Annotated in this window: 16 protein-coding genes; 6 read left to right on the top strand and 10 right to left on the bottom strand. The window is 67.3% G+C overall.

Annotated elements, in window-relative coordinates; genetic code table 11:
* Positions 1–27: 27 nt before the first annotated feature.
* From B215_RS0117310 to B215_RS0117300, 3 genes are read right to left on the bottom strand one after another with little or no spacing between them, the layout of a single operon-like run.
* On the bottom strand, positions 28–438 hold the full coding sequence (locus B215_RS0117310; RefSeq protein WP_019370901.1) for a TadE/TadG family type IV pilus assembly protein: 411 nt from the start codon (positions 436–438) through the stop codon (positions 28–30).
* Entirely contained in the window at positions 435–935 is a 501-nt protein-coding gene (locus tag B215_RS0117305) for a TadE/TadG family type IV pilus assembly protein (protein ID WP_019370900.1), read from the bottom strand. Before B215_RS0117305 ends, B215_RS0117310 begins: the two co-directional genes overlap by 4 nt.
* Positions 932–2,920 (bottom strand): hypothetical protein, encoded by a 1,989-nt coding sequence (locus B215_RS0117300; RefSeq protein WP_019370899.1) that lies wholly within the window; start codon positions 2,918–2,920, stop codon positions 932–934. Before B215_RS0117300 ends, B215_RS0117305 begins: the two co-directional genes overlap by 4 nt.
* Before the next feature lie 247 nt (positions 2,921–3,167).
* Here B215_RS0117300 and B215_RS0117295 point away from each other — a divergent pair, with 247 nt between their 5' ends.
* Positions 3,168–4,151, top strand: coding sequence for a phosphatase PAP2 family protein (locus B215_RS0117295; protein ID WP_019370898.1), 984 nt, complete (start codon positions 3,168–3,170; stop codon positions 4,149–4,151).
* A gap of 26 nt (positions 4,152–4,177) precedes the next feature.
* Positions 4,178–5,704, top strand: a complete 1,527-nt coding sequence (locus B215_RS0117290) for a tryptophan halogenase family protein (protein WP_019370897.1) — start codon at positions 4,178–4,180, stop codon at positions 5,702–5,704.
* Positions 5,705–5,719: 15 nt separating this feature from the next.
* Here the strand turns inward: B215_RS0117290 and B215_RS0117285 are convergent, their stop codons facing one another.
* A complete protein-coding gene (locus B215_RS0117285; RefSeq protein ID WP_019370896.1) occupies positions 5,720–7,084 on the bottom strand; it encodes a cation:proton antiporter in 1,365 nt (454 codons plus the stop codon).
* A 199-nt stretch (positions 7,085–7,283) separates the two neighbouring features.
* On the opposite strand from B215_RS0117285, the gene B215_RS0117280 reads away from it, so the two are divergent.
* From B215_RS0117280 to B215_RS0117270, 3 genes are read left to right on the top strand one after another with little or no spacing between them, the layout of a single operon-like run.
* The gene (locus tag B215_RS0117280) at positions 7,284–7,502 is read left to right on the top strand and encodes a type II toxin-antitoxin system Phd/YefM family antitoxin (RefSeq protein WP_019370895.1); all 219 of its coding nucleotides are present in this window, start codon (positions 7,284–7,286) and stop codon (positions 7,500–7,502) included.
* Positions 7,503–8,003 carry a PIN domain-containing protein gene (locus B215_RS0117275; protein ID WP_019370894.1) on the top strand — a complete coding sequence of 167 codons (501 nt, stop codon included), beginning with the start codon at positions 7,503–7,505 and terminating at the stop codon, positions 8,001–8,003.
* Between the two features lie 52 nt (positions 8,004–8,055).
* Complete coding sequence (locus tag B215_RS0117270) at positions 8,056–8,784, top strand: alpha/beta fold hydrolase (protein ID WP_019370893.1); 729 nt, start codon at positions 8,056–8,058, stop codon at positions 8,782–8,784.
* 19 nt (positions 8,785–8,803) lie between these two features.
* Here B215_RS0117270 and B215_RS0117265 read toward each other — a convergent pair whose 3' ends face one another.
* From B215_RS0117265 to B215_RS0117240, 6 genes are all read right to left on the bottom strand, one after another.
* Positions 8,804–11,185: a TonB-dependent receptor plug domain-containing protein gene (locus B215_RS0117265; protein ID WP_019370892.1), complete on the bottom strand. Its 2,382-nt coding sequence runs from the start codon at positions 11,183–11,185 to the stop codon at positions 8,804–8,806.
* Positions 11,186–11,388: 203 nt separating this feature from the next.
* Positions 11,389–11,589: a hypothetical protein gene (locus tag B215_RS0117260; protein WP_019370891.1), complete on the bottom strand. Its 201-nt coding sequence runs from the start codon at positions 11,587–11,589 to the stop codon at positions 11,389–11,391.
* A 71-nt stretch (positions 11,590–11,660) separates the two neighbouring features.
* On the bottom strand, positions 11,661–12,581 hold the full coding sequence (locus B215_RS0117255; protein WP_019370890.1) for an alpha/beta hydrolase: 921 nt from the start codon (positions 12,579–12,581) through the stop codon (positions 11,661–11,663).
* Between the two features lie 118 nt (positions 12,582–12,699).
* Positions 12,700–14,019, bottom strand: coding sequence for a dihydrolipoamide acetyltransferase family protein (locus B215_RS0117250; protein WP_019370889.1), 1,320 nt, complete (start codon positions 14,017–14,019; stop codon positions 12,700–12,702).
* A 5-nt stretch (positions 14,020–14,024) separates the two neighbouring features.
* Positions 14,025–15,029, bottom strand: coding sequence for an alpha-ketoacid dehydrogenase subunit beta (locus B215_RS0117245; protein ID WP_019370888.1), 1,005 nt, complete (start codon positions 15,027–15,029; stop codon positions 14,025–14,027).
* A 14-nt stretch (positions 15,030–15,043) separates the two neighbouring features.
* Positions 15,044–16,315: a 3-methyl-2-oxobutanoate dehydrogenase (2-methylpropanoyl-transferring) subunit alpha gene (locus B215_RS0117240; RefSeq protein ID WP_019370887.1), complete on the bottom strand. Its 1,272-nt coding sequence runs from the start codon at positions 16,313–16,315 to the stop codon at positions 15,044–15,046.
* Positions 16,316–16,562: 247 nt separating this feature from the next.
* Between B215_RS0117240 and B215_RS0117235 the strand changes: the two genes are divergently transcribed.
* A complete protein-coding gene (locus B215_RS0117235; protein ID WP_019370886.1) occupies positions 16,563–17,276 on the top strand; it encodes an ImuA family protein in 714 nt (237 codons plus the stop codon).
* Positions 17,277–17,452: the final 176 nt, after the last annotated feature.

Below are 17,452 nucleotides of genomic sequence, written 5' to 3'. Positions count from 1 at the left end.
TTTGCGACGAGTTGCGGGCCAACTCGCCTAGTTGAGCCGCGGAAAACAGCCGCGTGCCTCGAGATCGCCGGCCAGCCCCGGGATCAGGCCGGTGATCGGCGAGGCGAAGGCATAGCGCAGCGCCACCTGGGCGTTTCCGGCATTGCCGTCGCAGGTGGTGCTGGCGGTGTAGCTCACCCGCTGTGCGTCGAGCTTCAGGCCCCAGCCGATCGCGCGGGTGGCGGCGAAGCTCTGGACCTCGGCGGCCGTCTTGCACCCGGCGCCGATGGCAGCGCAGCGGGCGGCGCTATAGGCCACCTCCGTCAGCACCTGCTTCGCCCAGAGCAGCCGACCGACCTCGACGATCCCGCAGAGCAGCAGCAGGAATACCGGCGCGAGCAATGCGAATTCCACGGCGGTGGCGCCGCGCGCATCGCCGGCGAGGCGCTTCGCCTTCATTCCACCCGCACCGTCACGGATTGGGTGATCGACGTCCCGTTCAACATGCCCTTCGGCAGTACCATCGCCCGATAGGGGGTGGTCGCGCTGATCCGGAGATAATAGCCCGCGGTCGAACCCGCGCTGGTGCCGCTCCCGCAGCTGGCGCCGCAGCTGGCGCCGATGAAGCTGCCGGTCTTGGTAAGGCAGGCACAGCTTCGGCTGCTGTTCGCACAGGTCGTGCTGTCGTTGCAGCGTACCGACACCTGCAGTTCGGGCATGCGCGCGGCCTTCTGCACATAGGCGGGCAGATCGGTGAAGGGAATGTTGCTCCGGGTGCCGAAGGCGGACAGCGAGGCGGCGGAGACGGCACTGCCGATCTGGCTGCGCTGCACGAAATAGGTCCCGAAATCGAGCGCGAGCAGCATCACGACGAAGAAGCACAGGGTGAGCAGCGCGAACTCGATCGTCGCCACGCCGCGTTGTTCGCGGAGCAGAGCGTGCAGGCGGCGGATCATCGTACGAGCCCGATATCGCCACCGCTGCTGCTTCCGCCGCTGCCGGTGATGCTGGTGCAGGCGGATCCGGCGGCGGCCCCGCCGCTCGCGTTGATCGTCCGCGCGATCATCATGAAGCACTGGCCGTTCGACAGGGTGGTGCTGCCGCCGGAGAGCGTGATGTCCGAGGCGGGCAGGTGCACCGCGCCGGTGAAGATGTTCTGCGCGCCCGCCGCCCAGTTGGTGGCGCCGGTCGTCAGGCTGTCGATCAGCAGATCGGTGATGGCGCCGCCCTCGGTCCCGGTGGATGCGGCCAGCAGTTTGCTCTTGGCGCCGCCCGCCAGGTTGACGGTCCCGCTCAGGATGAAGCTGACATTGACGCCGGCGAGATCGAACCCGGTCACGTCGACGCCGTCGATCGTGGTGCCATAGCTCTGTCCCGTCACCGGCGAGCTATAGGGCCAGGTGGTGCCGCCGGTGCCGTTGGTGAGGCTGCCGGCGATGGTGTATCTGCCCGGGGCGAACAGCACCGATCCGGCGATCGCCAAATCGCCGTTGATCAGGTGATTGCGTGTCCTGCCAAAGACCAGCCGGCTGCCGCCTTCGGTGACGATAGCGCCGTTCGCGCTGAAGCTGCCGTCGCCCATCAGCAGCACGGCGCTGCCCGAAAGGGTGATCGCCCGGCCCGACCCGTCGGGCCCCAGTCGGAAGGCGCCGGCGCCGGCGGCGAGCGTCGAATCGCCGCCGATGGCAATGCCGCTGCGCACGTCGAGGTCGCCGGCGCCCAGCTTCAGCCAACTGCCGCCGTCGATACGCAGCGATCCGAAGGCGTGCGCGCCTGCGCCCAGCGTCAGTTTCGCGCCGCCGCCCAGCACCAGCGCGCTGTTGATGGTCACCGGGCCGTCGCCGAAGCTGCTCGTCCCGGAAAAAGCGACGGTGCCGCTGCCGATGGCCAGGCTACCCTTGCCGAAGGTGATGCCGCTCGATCCGCTGTCGAAGCCGCCATTCACCTTGAGGTCGACGTCGCCGAACACCACGGTTGAACCGCCGCCGATCGACAGGCCGTTGGCGATCGTGATCTTGGACCCGCTCTCGAACCGCACGTTCAGGCCGCCCTCGATCGTCATGCGCCCGATCGTGTAGGTGCCGGCAGGGACGACATAATTGGCCGAGTTGCCGCGCCGGAAGGCGGCGACATTGGCCGAGGGAGACCAGCCGATCGTCCAGTCGGCGCCCGTCGGCGTGGTGGGGTTTCCGATCCCATTGGGCGCGACGCTGCTCCCAATGCTCTCGCGCGCGGCCACGATATTCGCATTGCCCGCCAGCGGATCGACGATCGCGGTGCTTGCGTTGACGATCTTGTCGCTGGCCGGAACGGCGCTGTTCCAGGACGGGTTGGAAAAGCTGCCGGCATAGCGGAGCAGCGTTGCGCTCAGCGTCCCCCAGTTGTTGATGATGTTGCCGCTGCCGGAAACGATGTTCTTGGCGGCGATGCGGGTGCCCTGATTGTTGATGTCGGCAATGGCGGCCACGGTGCAATCGGGCACGTCGATCGTCGCGCCACCGCTGGTCGCGATGCCAACGCCCGAAGTGGCGAGCGCGACAATGCAGGGCGGAGCCATGCTGGGCGCGGCTGCCAGGGTCGCATAGGCCGTTGCGGAGACGGCATAGCTGCCACGGAAGCCGATCGCTGAGGCGACGGCAATCGGCACCGGGGTGGAAATCGTCACCTTTACCGCGCGGCTGCCGCTGGCAGGCACGTCCTGCACCACGGTTGCGGTCACGGTGGCGTCGGCCAGACCGTTGGCGATGGCGAGATCCTGCGCGGTCGGCTGCAGCACGGCTTCGTTAGACGCCGCGGCGCGATAAGCGAGCGCTGCGCCGATCGCGGCGGCATCGGCGGTGCGCTGGTTCACGATTCTCTGGCTATAGCCCCTGCCCAGGTCGACCGTAAGCGCGCCGATGCCCAGCAGCGTGGTCAGCGCCAGCGCGCCGATCACCGCCACCGTCCCGCGCCGGTCGGACGCGAGGCGAGTCGGCCATGCAGGATTTGGAAGGGGCGTCCCCAACACCATGGCCCGGGGCTATCATCAATTCGCTGTCAAATGGTTACGCGGCCCTGGGGCAAAACGGTTCCGGGCGGCCGGGCGGGCTAGCCGCGGGGGTGCTCCCGCGCTAGTTCCGCCAGCGACGCGCGGTGCAGCCTCGGCTTTGCGGGTCGATGCCCGACCCCCGTTATCGAAGAGCTCATACTTGACTGATCCTTTCCGTGCCGCCGCCTTCAATGCCCCCGTCGCGTTCCCGATCACCATCGTTTCTGCCGATCCGCACGCTGCCATCGGCTTTTCCGCGAGGCAGATACGCGGTGCCGTGCTCGCCAGCGTCGCTGCCTGTGTCCTGCTGCTCTGGGCCGCAGGGCTAACGATCAATCCCTTCGCGCGTAGCAACATCCCTTATTATGCCATGCTGGCGCTGGTGCCGCTGATCCGCGTCGCCTGCGCGCGCGACGGGCGGCGCTGGAGCCGGGCGCTTGCCGACTGGACGGAATATTGCGCGCTCTTCACCGCGATGGCGCTGACCGGGGCGGTGTGCAGCTATCCCATCGCGGCGTTGAGCGAAGGCTTCGCCGATGCGACGCTCCACCGGATCGATCTGGCGCTGCGCTTCGATTGGCTTGCCTGGTATCGCCTCGTCGCCGATCATCGCGCGCTGCAGTTGCTCGGCATGGCCGCCTATCAGTGCATCTATCTGACGCCGGCGCTGCTGCTCGGCTGGTTCGCCTGCACCGGGCAGCGGCGGGAGGCTCATCGGTTCCTCGCGGCCTTCTGGATCGCGGCGATCTTCACCCTGGCACTGTTCAGCCAGATGCCGGCGGTGGGACCGCTGTCCGCACTGTGGAAAGGGCCGATCCCCTACATGCCCCTCAGCGAGCTTTGGCAGCCGGATCTGATCCCGCCGCTCCGCCGGGGGGAGGTGCACCAGGTCGATCTCGGCCAGCTGCGCGGCCTGGTGTCGGCGCCCAGCTTCCATGCGGCATCCGCCACGCTGTATATCGCTACTGCTTGGCGCTGCGGACCCCTGCGCTGGCTTCTGATCGCGATCACCGGTGCGATGCTGCTGGCGACGCCGGTCGAAGGAACCCATTATCTGATCGACCTGATCCTGGGGGCCGCCGTGGCGCTGGTGGCGCTGGGTTGCGCGTCGGCGCTGATCGCTCGCCGCCGCGCATTGCCGTAGCCCGCGTCGCGCCGTAGCAAAGGAGCATGCAAGGCAAGCGGCGCATTCTGATCGTGGGAGGCGGAACGGCAGGCTGGCTCACCGCCGCCTATCTGGCCCGGTACCTCGATCTTGCGCAGCAGGCTGCGTTCGAGATCACGGTCCTCGAATCACCGGAACTTGGTATCATCGGCGTGGGAGAAGGGGCGTTCCCCACCCTTCGAGCGACGCTGGCATTCATCGGCATCGAGGAGCGCGACTTCGTCCGCGCCACTTCCGCCACGTTCAAGCAGGGCATACGCTTCGACGACTGGCTGCATGCGCCGCTACCCGATGGCACCCGTCATCACTTCCTCCACCCGTTCGAAGCGCCGCTGGATGCCGAAGGGCCGGGGCTGGTACCCTATTGGCTGCTCCAGCCCGAAGCGACGCGGCCGGCCTTCGCCGCGGCGATGACCATCCAGAACCGAGTCGTCGAGCAAGGGCGGGCACCCAAGCGAGCGGAGGAGGATGCGTTTGGCGGGCCGCTTCCCTACGCCTATCATTTCGATGCCACCCGGCTTGCCGTTCTGCTTCAGGCGCGCGCCATCGAACTGGGCGTGGGCCATCTTGAAGGTCGGCTGATCGGGGTGGAGCCTGACGGCAAGGGCGGGATCGCGCACGTCCTCACCCGCGAGCATGGGGCGCTTGAAGCGGACCTTTATGTCGACTGTTCGGGCTTCGATGCGGCGCTGATCGGCAGGGCGCTGGGCAGCCCGTTCCGTTCAGCGCGCGACGTGCTGTTCACCGATCGCGCCCTGGCCTGCAAAATCGCCGCCGATGCGCCCGAAGGGCCGGTACAGCCGGTAACGATCGCCGCGGCCCATGGCGCGGGATGGACGTGGGATATCGGGCTGCAGGCCACACGCGGCATCGGTTGCGTCTATTCGTCTGCGCACATGAGCGACGAAGCGGCGGCCGCGGTGTTGCGCGCGCATATCGGCCATGATCGCTATACCGCGCGGCTCATTCCGTTCGAGCCGGGCTTCCGCCCCGCGCAGTGGGCGGGCAATTGTGTGGCGGTGGGTCTTTCGGCGGGATTTCTGGAGCCGCTGGAGGCCACCGGCGTCCTGCTGATCGAAACCGCCGTGGCGATGATTGCCGAGCTGTTTCCCTTTGCCGGACCCATGGATTTGGCGGCGCACCGGTTCAACGCCCGGATGACCGCACGGTACGAGCGGATCGTGGATTTCCTGAAGCTGCACTATTGCCTCAGCCGGCGCGAAGAGCCGTTCTGGCGCGACAACGCCGATCCGGCGAGCATCCCCGCCAGCCTCGCCGGGTTGCTCGATGCATGGCGCCATCGCCCGCCCAGCCGCTTCGATTTCGTGATCGACCACGAAAGCTTCGCCTATTTCAACTATCAGTACATCCTCTACGGCATGGACTTCGTCACCGATCTTTCGCCCGCGCGCGGCGCCTTTCCGAACGATGCGGTGGCGATGCGGCGCTTTGCCCAGATCCGCCGCTTCGGCGAGCAGGCGGTTGCCGATCTGCCCGGCCATCGCGAGTTGATCGGCCAGCTGCGCGGCTGAGCGGCGGCAGACGGTTCAGGCCGTCGCCAGCTCGCTCTCCAGCGCGTCGAGCTCACCGCTTTCGCGCGCCTTGCGGCCATAGACGGCTTCGAACAGCGGCGTCGCCATCACCGTGGTGATGATGGCCATCAGCACCAGCATCGAGAACAGCGTCGGGCCGATGATGCCCTTTTGCAGCCCGATATTGATGATGATCAGTTCCATCAGCCCACGCGAGTTCATCAAGGCGCCGATGCCCAAGGCGGTGCGATTGTCCTCGCCGGCGATCCGTGCCGCGGCCCAGCAGGCTCCGAACTTGGCGAGCACCGATACCGCCAGAATGCCCAGCGCGATCAGCAGCAGCGACGGCGAGTTCACCATGTCCATCCGCGTGTTCAGCCCCGAATAGGTGAAGAACATCGGCAGCAGCAGCACCACCGCCAGCGGCTCCACCTTGCGCTTCAGCTCCTCGACGAACAGGCCGCGTGGCATGCAAACGCCCATCAGAAAGCCGCCGAAGATCGCATGGATGCCGATCGCGTCCATCACGAAGGCGGAGAGGCAGAACAGCATCATCGTGACGGCCAGGATCGGCGTCGTCATCTCGCCGCGCTGCTCAACGATGCGGCCAAGCGGGGCGAGCAGCCGGCGGCCGAGCAGCAGCATGAAGCCGGTGTAGAGCAGTGCCCCGCCGATCGCGAGTACCGCAACGCCGGCGCCGGCGCCGAACGTCGCCAGCACCACGGCCAGCACGCACCACGACGCGGCATCGTCGAACGCGCCGGCAGTAAGCGAAAGCGTGCCGAGCGCCGAGTTGGCGAGGCCCCGCTCGTTGATGATCCGGGCAAGCATCGGGAAGGCGGTGAGCGCGATGCAGGCGCCCATGAACAGCGTCGCATTGGCCTGGCTGATCCCGGGCGTGAACAGCCCCGGCACGGTGAGCAGGCTAGGCGTGATCAGCGCAGCGAGAAGGAACGGCGCGGCGATCCCGGCGGCCGAGACGCCGGCCGCGCTTTTCGCCTTGGACTGGAAATGATCCAGCCGCAGCGTCAGGCCGACCATGAACATGTACAGCCCCACGCCCAGCTGTGCGCCGGCATAGAGGATGTTACGCGTTTCTTTAGGGAAGATCGCCAGCTGGAGATCGGGGAAGATCAGTCCGAACAGCGACGGCCCGAGCACCACCCCGGCAATCATCTCGCCCACCACCTGCGGCTGCCGGAGGAATTTCTGCCCCAGCCAGCCGACCACGCGACAGGCCAGCAGGATGATCGCGAGCTGCAGGAAGAAATGGATGCTGAAGTCGCCGGGTGCGTAGCTTTTGGCGGCGTGCACCGCCGGGCCGTGCGGGTTGAGGACGTCGGTAAGCGCGTGCCAGGCGCCGGTCAGCAGCTCGTTCATTCGGTCGGATCCCCTCGTGCGCTGGCATCTGCTGCGCCATCGCGAACCCCTAGGGAGCCTGCCGCGCGGACGGGGGCAAGGGGCGATCGATACTGGTGCCGCACTTTTCCCGGCGGCGACGGCCTAGTGTTGCCGAGGCTCCACAAGCTAGGTACGTACCTACATATTAGCGCTATCAAAATGCCTGCTGGAGGCGGCAATGAAGGTGATCAGCAGCCGCGAGTTCAACCAGGACGTCAGCGCGGCCAAGCGATTCGCTCGGACGGAACCGGTGTTCATCACCGATCGCGGGCGGCCCACACATGTGCTGATGAGCATCGCCACCTTTCGCACCTTCGCCGGCCAGCGTGACAGCATCGTCGATGCGTTGGCCGCGCCCGATCCGTTCGACGTCGATCCGGCCGGCGGACGCTGGTAGATGTATCTGCTCGATACGCCGGTGGTGCTTGACCTGCGCAAGGCGAAGGGCGGGCAGGGCGATCCGCGGCTGGCTGCCTGGGCCGCAGGGGTTCCGCGCGAGCAACTGTTCGTCTCCGCATTGACGCTCGCCGAAATCGAGGCGCTGGCCGTCGTGCAGGGGGCGCAGTCGAAGGAAGCGGCGGCGGCGTTGCGGCGCTGGATCGATGCGCAGCTCGTTCCCGCCTTCGACGGACATATTCTGGCGATCGACCGTGCCATCGCGCGGCGGCGGGGGCAGGTGGCGATTGCGGGCGACCGCGCTGCCCTGATCGCCGCCACTGCGCTGGAACAGGGGCTGACGTTGGTGACGTTCGATTTGGCCACCTATCGCGGCGCGCGGATCAAGCTGTTCGATCCGCGCCGCTACGATCCAGCCGAGGCGGAACCGGAGGCGGGGGATTGGCGCGCCGCCGCCAAAAGCGGGCCTGCCTGGTTGCGCAACCTGTTCATTCGCGGGTAGTGCGACACGCTTTTCTGCCATAGATTGGATCCAATCAGATGCAGGAGAGAGCATGACACGCAAATCGTCCCCGACCCTGGCCTTTCTGTGCGGGCTGCTGAGCGACGCGCGCGTGTGGGAGCCGGTGGTCGAGCGGCTGCCGGCGGCGCTGCCGACTCGGATCTTCGCATTCCCGGGCCATGAGTCGCTGACGACGATGGCGGAGACAGTCTTGCACGATACGGACGGGCCGCTGGTGCTGATCGGCCATTCGATGGGCGGACGTGTCGCGCTGGAGGCGGTGCGCCAGGCGCCGGAGCGAATTGCGGGACTGGTGCTTGCCAACACGGGCGTGCATCCGCCCGCGCCTGGTGAGCGTGACGGGCGCCAGCGCATGATCGATATAGCTCGGTCGCAGGGGATGGCGGCGCTGGCCGAAGCCTGGCTGCCGCCGATGATGGGCGCCGCGCCCGATCGGGTGGCGGCGCTGATGCCGTCACTGCGGCAGATGGTGACCGGCTATGCGCTTGCCGCCTATTTGGGGCAGATCGAGGCGCTGCTCGGCCGCGCCGATGCCGGATCGGTGCTGGCGGGCTATGCCGGGCCGGTGCTGTTAATGTCTGCCGATCACGATCGCTGGTCCCCCCCCGCGCAGCATGCCGCGATGCACGATCTGGCACCGCACGCCGCCCTCACCATCGTGCCGGGCGCGGGGCACATGATGCCGGTGGAGGCGCCGGAGGCCGTCGCCGCTTCCCTGGCCGAATGGCTCACTCAGGCGGTGATGACGGAGGCCGAGTGATCGGCCCCCGCCCTCCGGCTCACCAGTTCACGCCGAGGCGGGCGTACAGATAACGCCCGTTGAAGCCGAACGGCGAGTAGTAGGGAAAGCCCACCACGCCTGTCGAGTTGTTCGCTGGAATCGTCCGATCGGGATATACGTCGAACAGGTTGCTCGTGCCGATCGCGATCTGTGCGCCCTTGCGCGGCTGATAGCGCAGTTCCAGATCGGTGATTAGGTGCTGGCCGGTGTGGATGTCGGCCGCGGGGGTGGTGCCCGGCTGGTTGACGTCGCCATAATAGGTACCACGCAGCGTGAGGCCGATCGCGTCCTTGGTCCAGTCGACCGTGCCGGTTACCTTCTCGCCCGGCGTACCCTGCTCGATCGTTAGAACGCGGCTACGGGCGAACAGCACCGGCGCCGGGTTCACCGTCGCGGTGTTGGTCGGCACGCGGGTTACGACGATCTCGTTGACATTGCCGGCCAGCGTGAAGTCGAAGGCGCCGGCGGCATCGGCCGCGTTGCCCAGCCGATAATGCGCCACGGCGTCGATGCCGCGCGTGCGAGAACGCAGGCCGTTGATGAAGAAGCGGGCCGAAGGCACGTTGAACGGCGCCAGGATCGCCGCCACTTGCGGGCTGAAGGTCGACTGGATGTTTTCGGACAGGCCCAGCTGGTCGCGCAGCCGGATCTCATAGGCATCGACGCTCAGGTCGAAGCCGCCGGCGCGGATCACCGTTCCAACGGAGAAGTTGGTCGACTTTTCCGGCTGGAGCGGCTTGCCGCCCAGCGCAGCGGCCACCGGCGCGGTGGACGGGAAGGTGCCGGTGAGGATCGGCGTGCCGTTCTGGATTACCTGCGCGACCGAGGTGAAATATTGCTGCTGCAGGCTCGGTGCGCGGAAACCCGTGGAAACCGTGCCGCGCAGCGCAAACCACGGCGCCACGTCATAACGGGCCGAAACCTTGCCGTTGGCCGTATCGCCGAAGTCCGAGTAATGCTCGCCGCGTACCGCCACGTCGATCAGGAACGCCTCCGTCACCTGTGCCTCCAGGTCGACATAGCCGGAAACGCTACGGCGCGATCGCTCGATCGCGTTGACGGGCGCGAACCCGCCAAAGCCCTGGGCACCGGCGGCAAGGCCGTTGCGCGGCTCCGGCGCATCATAGGAGGCGGGCTCGCCCGGCGTGATCTTATAGCCTTCGCGCCGTCCTTCCGCACCGAAGGCAAGGTTGAGCGACTGCAGCACGTCGAAGGTGCGCCGCACGTCGAGGCCGGCCACCCATTGGTCGAAGATCAGTGCGCCGTCATAGAAGTTCTTCGGGCTCGCGGCCCCATAGGCGTAGTTGGCGGAATTCTGCGTCCGGTACGCGATCTTGTTGCGTCCATAGCCGACATGAAGGTCGACGCCCCAGACGCCCACATCGCCCTTGATGCCGACGGCGCCGACCGCATTGGTCGACTTCGTATTGATGATCGGCAGAAAGCCGTCCGGATAGCCGACCAGTGCCGTGGTCGCGCTCGCCAGCCGCGGGAAGGCCGCGCTGCGGGTGTCGCGATCCTGGTAGCTACCCCAGCCGTACAGGCTCCAGCCTCCGCCGATGCCGGTGCCTGCGTTTACGGTGCCGGTATATTGCTCCACCTGCGGATCGCCGAAGCGGCCGGTGACGCGGCTGGGCGTGACGCGCGGATCGAAATCGGCGCGGTTGGTGGGCTTCCGGTTCACATATTCGCCGGTGACCGTGACGAAGCCATCGTTGCCGAAGCCGATCCCCTGCCAGGCGGAGGCGGTGAACACCGGTTCGCCCGTGCTGCTGCGGCTGCCGCGCGCCGTATCGATATCGGTGTGATAGATGCCGTAGGTCGCCGAGGCGCCGCCACCCGATCGGGCCTCGCGCAGCCGCAGGTTGATTACGCCCGCGATCGCGTCCGATCCATATTGCGCCGACGCGCCGTCGCGCAGCACTTCGATCCGCTCCAGCGCTGCCGTCGGGATGGTGTTGAGATCGACCGCAGCAGACCCACGTCCGACCGAGCCGTTGATGTTGAGCAGCGCCGAGCTGTTCACGCGCACGCCGTTCACCAACACCAGCACCTGATCGGGCGAAAGGCCGCGCAGCGTTGCGGGGCGGATCGCATCGGTGCCGTCGGTGGCCGAGGGGCGAGGGAAGTCGATCGACGGCGCCACTGCCGCCAGCGCTGCGCCCAGTTCGGTCGTGCCCTGCCGCGTCAGGGTCTGGTTGCTCAGCACATCGACGGGAGATGCGGTGTCGAGCCGCGAGCGGCCTTCGGTGCGCGTGCCGGTGACGACGATTTCGTCCGGAGCATCGGCGGCAGCGTCGCTCTCCTGGGCCTGAGCCTGTCCGGCGGCGAGTGCAGCACCGGAAGCCGCGATCAGCAGCGCGTTGCGGAAGGTACGCATGATTAACCCCTTTTTACCTGGTTCGGCCCGCGGTTTACCGAGCTTTCCAGTAGGAGTTCAGGAAGAAAAGTTAGGCGACGGGAAAGCGGGAATAGGGCCGGTGCAATAGCGCGCTGGCCTACTCCTGCGGCAGCGTGTGCCATCCATTTCGGCGGGATATGCCCCGGCCGGCGCGCTTTTGCGGCCGGCCGGGGGCAGGTGCGTCAGGCGCGGACGCCGCGCAGGCCGTTCAGCACGGCAAGTGCCGCGATGCCGACAAAGGCTGCGCTGGTCCAGGGACGTGCCTTGGCAAAGCCTTTTGCCTTATCGACGATCGGGCCGTTGCCTGAGAAATGGGCGCGGATATCGTCGGTCAGCGCCGTCTTGCGGTTCGATACGGGGGTGGTGTTGGTCGCGTCGGTCATGCTCGTCTCCCTTCGGGGCGATAGGCCCTTGCGCCGCATCAACGCGTCGCCTGCGACCAAGCTCCCTCGCATCAGGCGGCTGGCTTCATCCAGTCGTGCATCGTCATCCAGCGGGCGAACGCATCGAACCACCCGGTGCTGGTGGTCTTCTTCGGATACATGCCGAAGCCGTGGCCGCCCTGTTCGAACAGATGGAATTCCACCGGCCGCTTGGCGTTGCGCCAGCTTTCGATCAGGCCGAACCCGCCATTGCCGAAAAATGGATCGTCCGCAGCAATGGCCACGAACATCGGTGGTGCATCAGCGGGGACAGGCATGGAGGCGAGCGGACCATAGACGTTGCCGATAAAGGCCGGCTTGGCGTCTTGCCCGGTCATCGCCGTGGCGATGGTGAGCATCGCACCGGCGGAAAAGCCGATCATGCCGATCCGATCGGGGTTCACATGCCATTCCCCGGCACGGCGGCGGATCAGCGCAAAGGCGGCGCGGGCATCGGCCACCTGTGTGGCGATGCCTGCCATCATCGCCGCGGGATCGGGCCGCGCCGGTCGCGCGCCGGAGAATCGATCGCGCATGAAGTTTTCATAGGCCGCGAGGTCCTGCGGCGACTGGTTCAGCCGATATTTCAGCACGAAGGCAGCGACACCGCGCGCGGCAAGCGCCTTGGCGACATCCCAGCCTTCATTCTCCATCGACAGCGTCACGAAGCCGCCGCCGGGCGCTACGACAACAGCCGTACCGTTTGCCTTGGCGGGATCGGGCAGGAACGGGGTAAGCGTGGCAACGGTGACATTGCGGGCGAAAACGCTGCCATATTGGCTGTGCCAGGATTCGCTGGCCTTCGCGTCCGGCAGCGGGCCGGTGCCGAGCTCGATCGCACCCGGCTGTGCCGGGATCGCGATAGCGTTCATCTTGTCATTCTGGGCCAGCGCCATGCCCGGTGCGGCGACCGCGAGTGCTGCGGCGAAGACGGGCGCGTAAAATCGTTTCATGCAAACCTCCCCAGCTTGTCGATTCCCGACTCGTTAACGCTACCATCATGGCGGCGGAGGGAGGTTTGTCCAATGATTCCGATGCTGCACTGCAAGGGCGCAGCATCGGAATCGACGGCTAGTCTGCGAATAGCAGGACCGGCGTCTCCAGCAGCTTCTTCACTGCCTGGACGAAGCTTGCCGCATCCCAGCCGTCGACGACGCGGTGGTCGCAGCTGATCGAGAGGTTCATCAGCTTGGCGCGGACGATGTCGTCGCCGTGGAAGACGGGGCGCTCGACGATCTTGTTGGGGCCGATGATCGCCACTTCCGGCCGGTTGATCACCGGCGTCGTCGCGATGCCGCCGAGCGGCCCGAGCGAAGTGACGGTGAGGGTGGAGCCGCTCAGCTCCTGCGACGTCGCCTTGCCGGTGCGTGCGGCCTCGGCGAGGCGGGTGATCTCGCTCGCCAGCTGCCAGACATTCCGGTCCTGCGCGTCGCGGATCACCGGCACCATCAGCCCGGCATCGGTCTGCGTCGCCATGCCGAGATGGACGCGGCCATGGCGAGTGACCACCCCGGCCTCGTCGTCATAGCGGGCGTTGAGCATCGGGAAGTCGGGGAGGGTGCGGCACAAGGCGACGATCAGGAACGGCAGCATGGTCAGCTTCGGCCGCTGGCCGCGGTTGGCGTTGAGGTCGCCGCGCATCGCCTCCAGCGCGGTGACGTCGATCTCGTCGACATAGGTGAAGTGGGGGATCGCGCGCTTCGATGCGGCCATGTTCTCGGCGATGCGGCGGCGCATGCCGATCACCTTCACCGGCTGATCCTCGCGGGCGCGGCTGGCGTGGGGCGCGTGATAGCCCTGGCCGCCGCCATACCGCAGGAACGCGTCGAGATCGGCGTGGCGGAGGCGGTCGCCCTCGGCGGGCTTCACCTGCGCGAGGTCGATGCCGAGGTCCGCCGCGCGGGCGCGCACGGCGGGGGAGGCGAGGATCTTGGTCTCCTGCGCTCCCCCTCCCGCGTGCGGGAGGGGGCTGGGGGGTGGGCCCCCGGCCTCCCCGGGTGCATCGCTGATGGAGAGCGAGGGCCCACCCCCGACCCCTCCCGCAAGCGGGAGGGTAGCGCTGGCTTCAGCCTCGGTCGCTTCCTCAACACCAGGATTCTCGGCCCCGACCTGCTCCTCGACCGGCGTCTCCGTTTCGGCCCCAGCCTCGCCCTCGACCTCGATCACCATCAGCGCCGAGCCGATCGGCACCTGGTCGCCCACTTCGCCGGCGAGCTCGACCACCACGCCGGAGACGGGCGATTCCATCTCCACCGTGGCCTTGTCGGTCATCATGTCGGCGACCTGCTGGTCCTCTTCGATCCGGTCGCCGATCTTCACGTGCCAGGCGACGATCTCGGCCTCGGCAATGCCTTCGCCGATGTCCGGCAGACGAAAGGTAAAACGAGCCATGGGCGTCAGTCCTTGAGGAGTTTGTTGAGCGCCTCGCGGATCCGCACGGGACCCGGGAAATAGGCCCATTCGAGGCTGTGGGGATAGGGCGTGTCGAAGCCGGTGACGCGGGCGATCGGCGCTTCGAGATGGTAGAAGCAGCGCTCCTGCACCAGCGCCGAAAGCTCGGCGCCGAAGCCGGAGGTGCGCGTCGCCTCGTGGACGATCATGCAGCGTCCGGTCTTCTTGACCGAGGCTTCGATCGCCTCGATGTCGAGCGGCACCAAGGTGCGCAGGTCGAGGATCTCGGCATCGACGCCAAGTTCCTCGATCGTCGCGGCGACGACGTGGACCATCGTGCCGTAGCAGAGGATCGTCACCGCCTCGCCCTCGCGCACGGTCGCGGCCTTGCCGAGTTCGACGCGGTAATAGCCTTCGGGCACCTCGCTCGCCGGATGCGCGGTCCAGTTCTTGGCCGGGCGATCATAATGGCCGTCGAACGGGCCGTTATAGATGCGCTTGGGCTCGAGGAAGAGGACGGGATCATTGTCCTCGATCGCGGCGATCAGCAGGCCCTTGGCGTCATAGGGGGTGGACGGGATCACCGTCTTGATGCCTGAGACATGGGTGAAGATGCCCTCGGGCGACTGGCTGTGCGTCTGCCCGCCGAAGATGCCGCCGCCATAGGGCGAGCGCACCGTGATCGGCGCGGTGAAGTCGCCGTTGGAGCGGTAGCGGAGGCGTGCGGCTTCGGAGACGAGCTGGTCGAGCGCCGGGTAGATGTAATCGGCGAACTGGATCTCGGGCACGGGGCGCAGGCCATAGGCGCCCATGCCGATCGCCACGCCGATGATGCCGATCTCGGTGATCGGCGTGTCGAAGGCGCGGGTCTTGCCGTACTTGGCCTGGAGCCCGGCGGTCGCGCGGAACACGCCGCCGAAATAGCCGACATCCTCGCCCATCACGACGACCTGGTCATCGCGTTCCATCATCACGTCCATGGCGGAATTGATCGCCTGGATCATGTTCATCCGGGGAGTGTCGCTCATATCCCGGCCGCCTTGCGCTCGGCGATCATCTGGTCGCTCTGTTCCTTCAAATGCCAGGGTATCTCCTCGAAGACGCCCTCGAACATCGTCTCGAACGGCTGATGCATGCCGTGGCCGAGGATGCCGTTCTTCTCGGCTTCCTTCTGCGCGCGCTTCACCGTCTCGGCGAGCTCGAGGTCCATCGCCGCATGGCGTTCCTCGTCCCATTCCCCGAGGCCGATCAGATGGTCCTTCAGCCGCCGGATCGGATCGCCGAGCGGCCAGGCATTGGGCTCGCCGGCCGAGCGATAGGCGCTGGGATCGTCCGAAGTGGAATGGCCCTCGGCGCGGTAGGTGAAATGTTCGATCAGCGTCGGGCCCTGGTTGGTCCGCGCGCGCTCGGCCGCCCACTCCGTCGCCGCATAGACCGCCAGCGCATCATTGCCGTCGACGCGCAGCCCGGCGATACCATAGCCGATCGCGCGGGCGGCGAAGGTGGTCGCCTCGGCGCCGGCAAAGCCGGAGAAGCTCGAGATCGCCCACTGGTTGTTGACGACGTTGAAGATCACCGGGGCGCGGTAGACGGTCGCGAAGGTCAGCGCCGAGTGGAAGTCGCCTTCCGCGGTAGAGCCCTCGCCGCACCAGGTGGCGGCGATGCGGGTATCGCCGCGCGCCGCACTCGCCATCGCCCAGCCCACCGCCTGCGGATATTGCGTGGCGAGGTTGCCGGAGATCGAGAAGAAGCCGGTCTCCTTCGACGAATACATGATCGGCAGCTGGCGGCCCTGCAGCGGATCGCCTCGGTTGGAGTAGATCTGGTTCATCATCTCGACCAGCGGATAGCCGCGGGTGATCAGGATGCCCTGCTGGCGATAGCTGGGGAAGCACATGTCGTCGCCGGCCATCGCCAGCGCGGCGGAGACCGACACCGCCTCCTCGCCGGTGGACTTCATGTAGAAGCTGGTCTTCCCCTGGCGCTGGGCGCGGAACATGCGTTCGTCGAAGGCGCGGGTGAGCGCCATGCTGCGCAGCATCTTGCGCTTGGCTTCCGCATCGAGCCGCGGATCCCAGGGGCCCACGGCGTTGCCGGCGTCATCGAGGACGCGGATCAGGCCATAGGCGAGTTCGTGGAATCGATCGGCCGGCTCGGCGGTGTCCGGGCGGCGCGCGGCGCCGGCGGGGGGCACGACAAGGTCGCTGAAATCGGCCTCGTCACCGGGGCGAAAGCGCGGCTCGGGCACATGCAGCGATAGCGGCGGCAGGTTGGCGCGCGGGGCGTCCACCGTCATGGTCTCTCCATCAGATACGGCCGTGTCGCCACGGACAACGCACGAACTCGAATTGCGCAAGGCTGTTATAAAATTTCAACGCGCCTGTCGAGATGGGGCAGCAGGGCTGGCCTAAAAATTTGGGACACCGAGTCCGATTGACTCCCGCACCGATTGGAACAAAATAGGAACGAACGAGTCGGACCTGTCATCAACCCCCGAGCGAGTCGCCGTGCCCGATCCTGCCACTCTCGACCAGTTGCGCGCAATGCTTAGCGCCATCGACGGCACCGGATTCCGTCGGCGCCCGGTGCTGCCGTTCGGGCTGGAGCGGCTCGATTCGAAGCTGGCGGACGGGGGGCTGCGGCTCGATGCGCTGCACGAGATTGCCGGCGCCACGCCCGACCTGACCGACGATTGCGCCGCCACCATGTTCCTGGGCGGAGTCGCCGCGCGCTGCTGGGGCCCGGTGCTGTGGGTGGTGCGGCGGCGCGACCTGTTTGCCCCCGGGCTGTCGCAGGTCGGGCTCGATCCCAAGCGGGTGATCTATGCCGAGGCGCGCGACGACGACGAACTGCTCGCGATCATGGAAGAGGGGCTGCGCCATCGCGGCCTCGGCGCGGTGATCGGCGAAGTGAAGCGGCTGGCCATGCCGGCGACGCGGCGGCTGCAACTGGTGGCCGAGGGGGGCCGCACGATCGCCTTGCTGCTCAAGCGCCATGCGCGCGAGGGGAGCGATCCCTTGGGCGCGCCGTCCGCCGCGGTGACGCGCTGGCGGATCGGCTGCGCGCCTTCGGCACCGCTGCCGGTGGAGGGGGTCGGACGGCCGCGCTGGGAGCTGTCGCTGGCGCGGCAGCGTGGGGGGGAATCGTTCCAACTCTTGGTGGAGGCCTGCGATGCAACGGGTCGCTGCGCTCTTCCTGCCCCACTGGTCGCTCGACCGCGTGCGGCGGGCCGAGCGGCGCGCGCTGCCGCCGCCTGAGCGGGCGCACCAAGACGCAACTATTCAGGATCGCCCGGCTTCCGTTCCTGCCCCGCATGCGAGACAGGCTGACGCCACGCATGCGCATGCCATTGCCACCTGCGCTCCCCTTCCGCTTGCGGGAGGGGGCGGGGGAGGGGCTGATCTCAGCATAGTCCACCCCCTCCACGTCAGTC

Origin of the sequence: Sphingomonas sp. ATCC 31555 (assembly GCF_000282895.1) — a bacterium.
Lineage (GTDB): Bacteria > Pseudomonadota > Alphaproteobacteria > Sphingomonadales > Sphingomonadaceae > Sphingomonas.
This window is presented reverse-complemented; position numbering and strand designations above follow the sequence as displayed.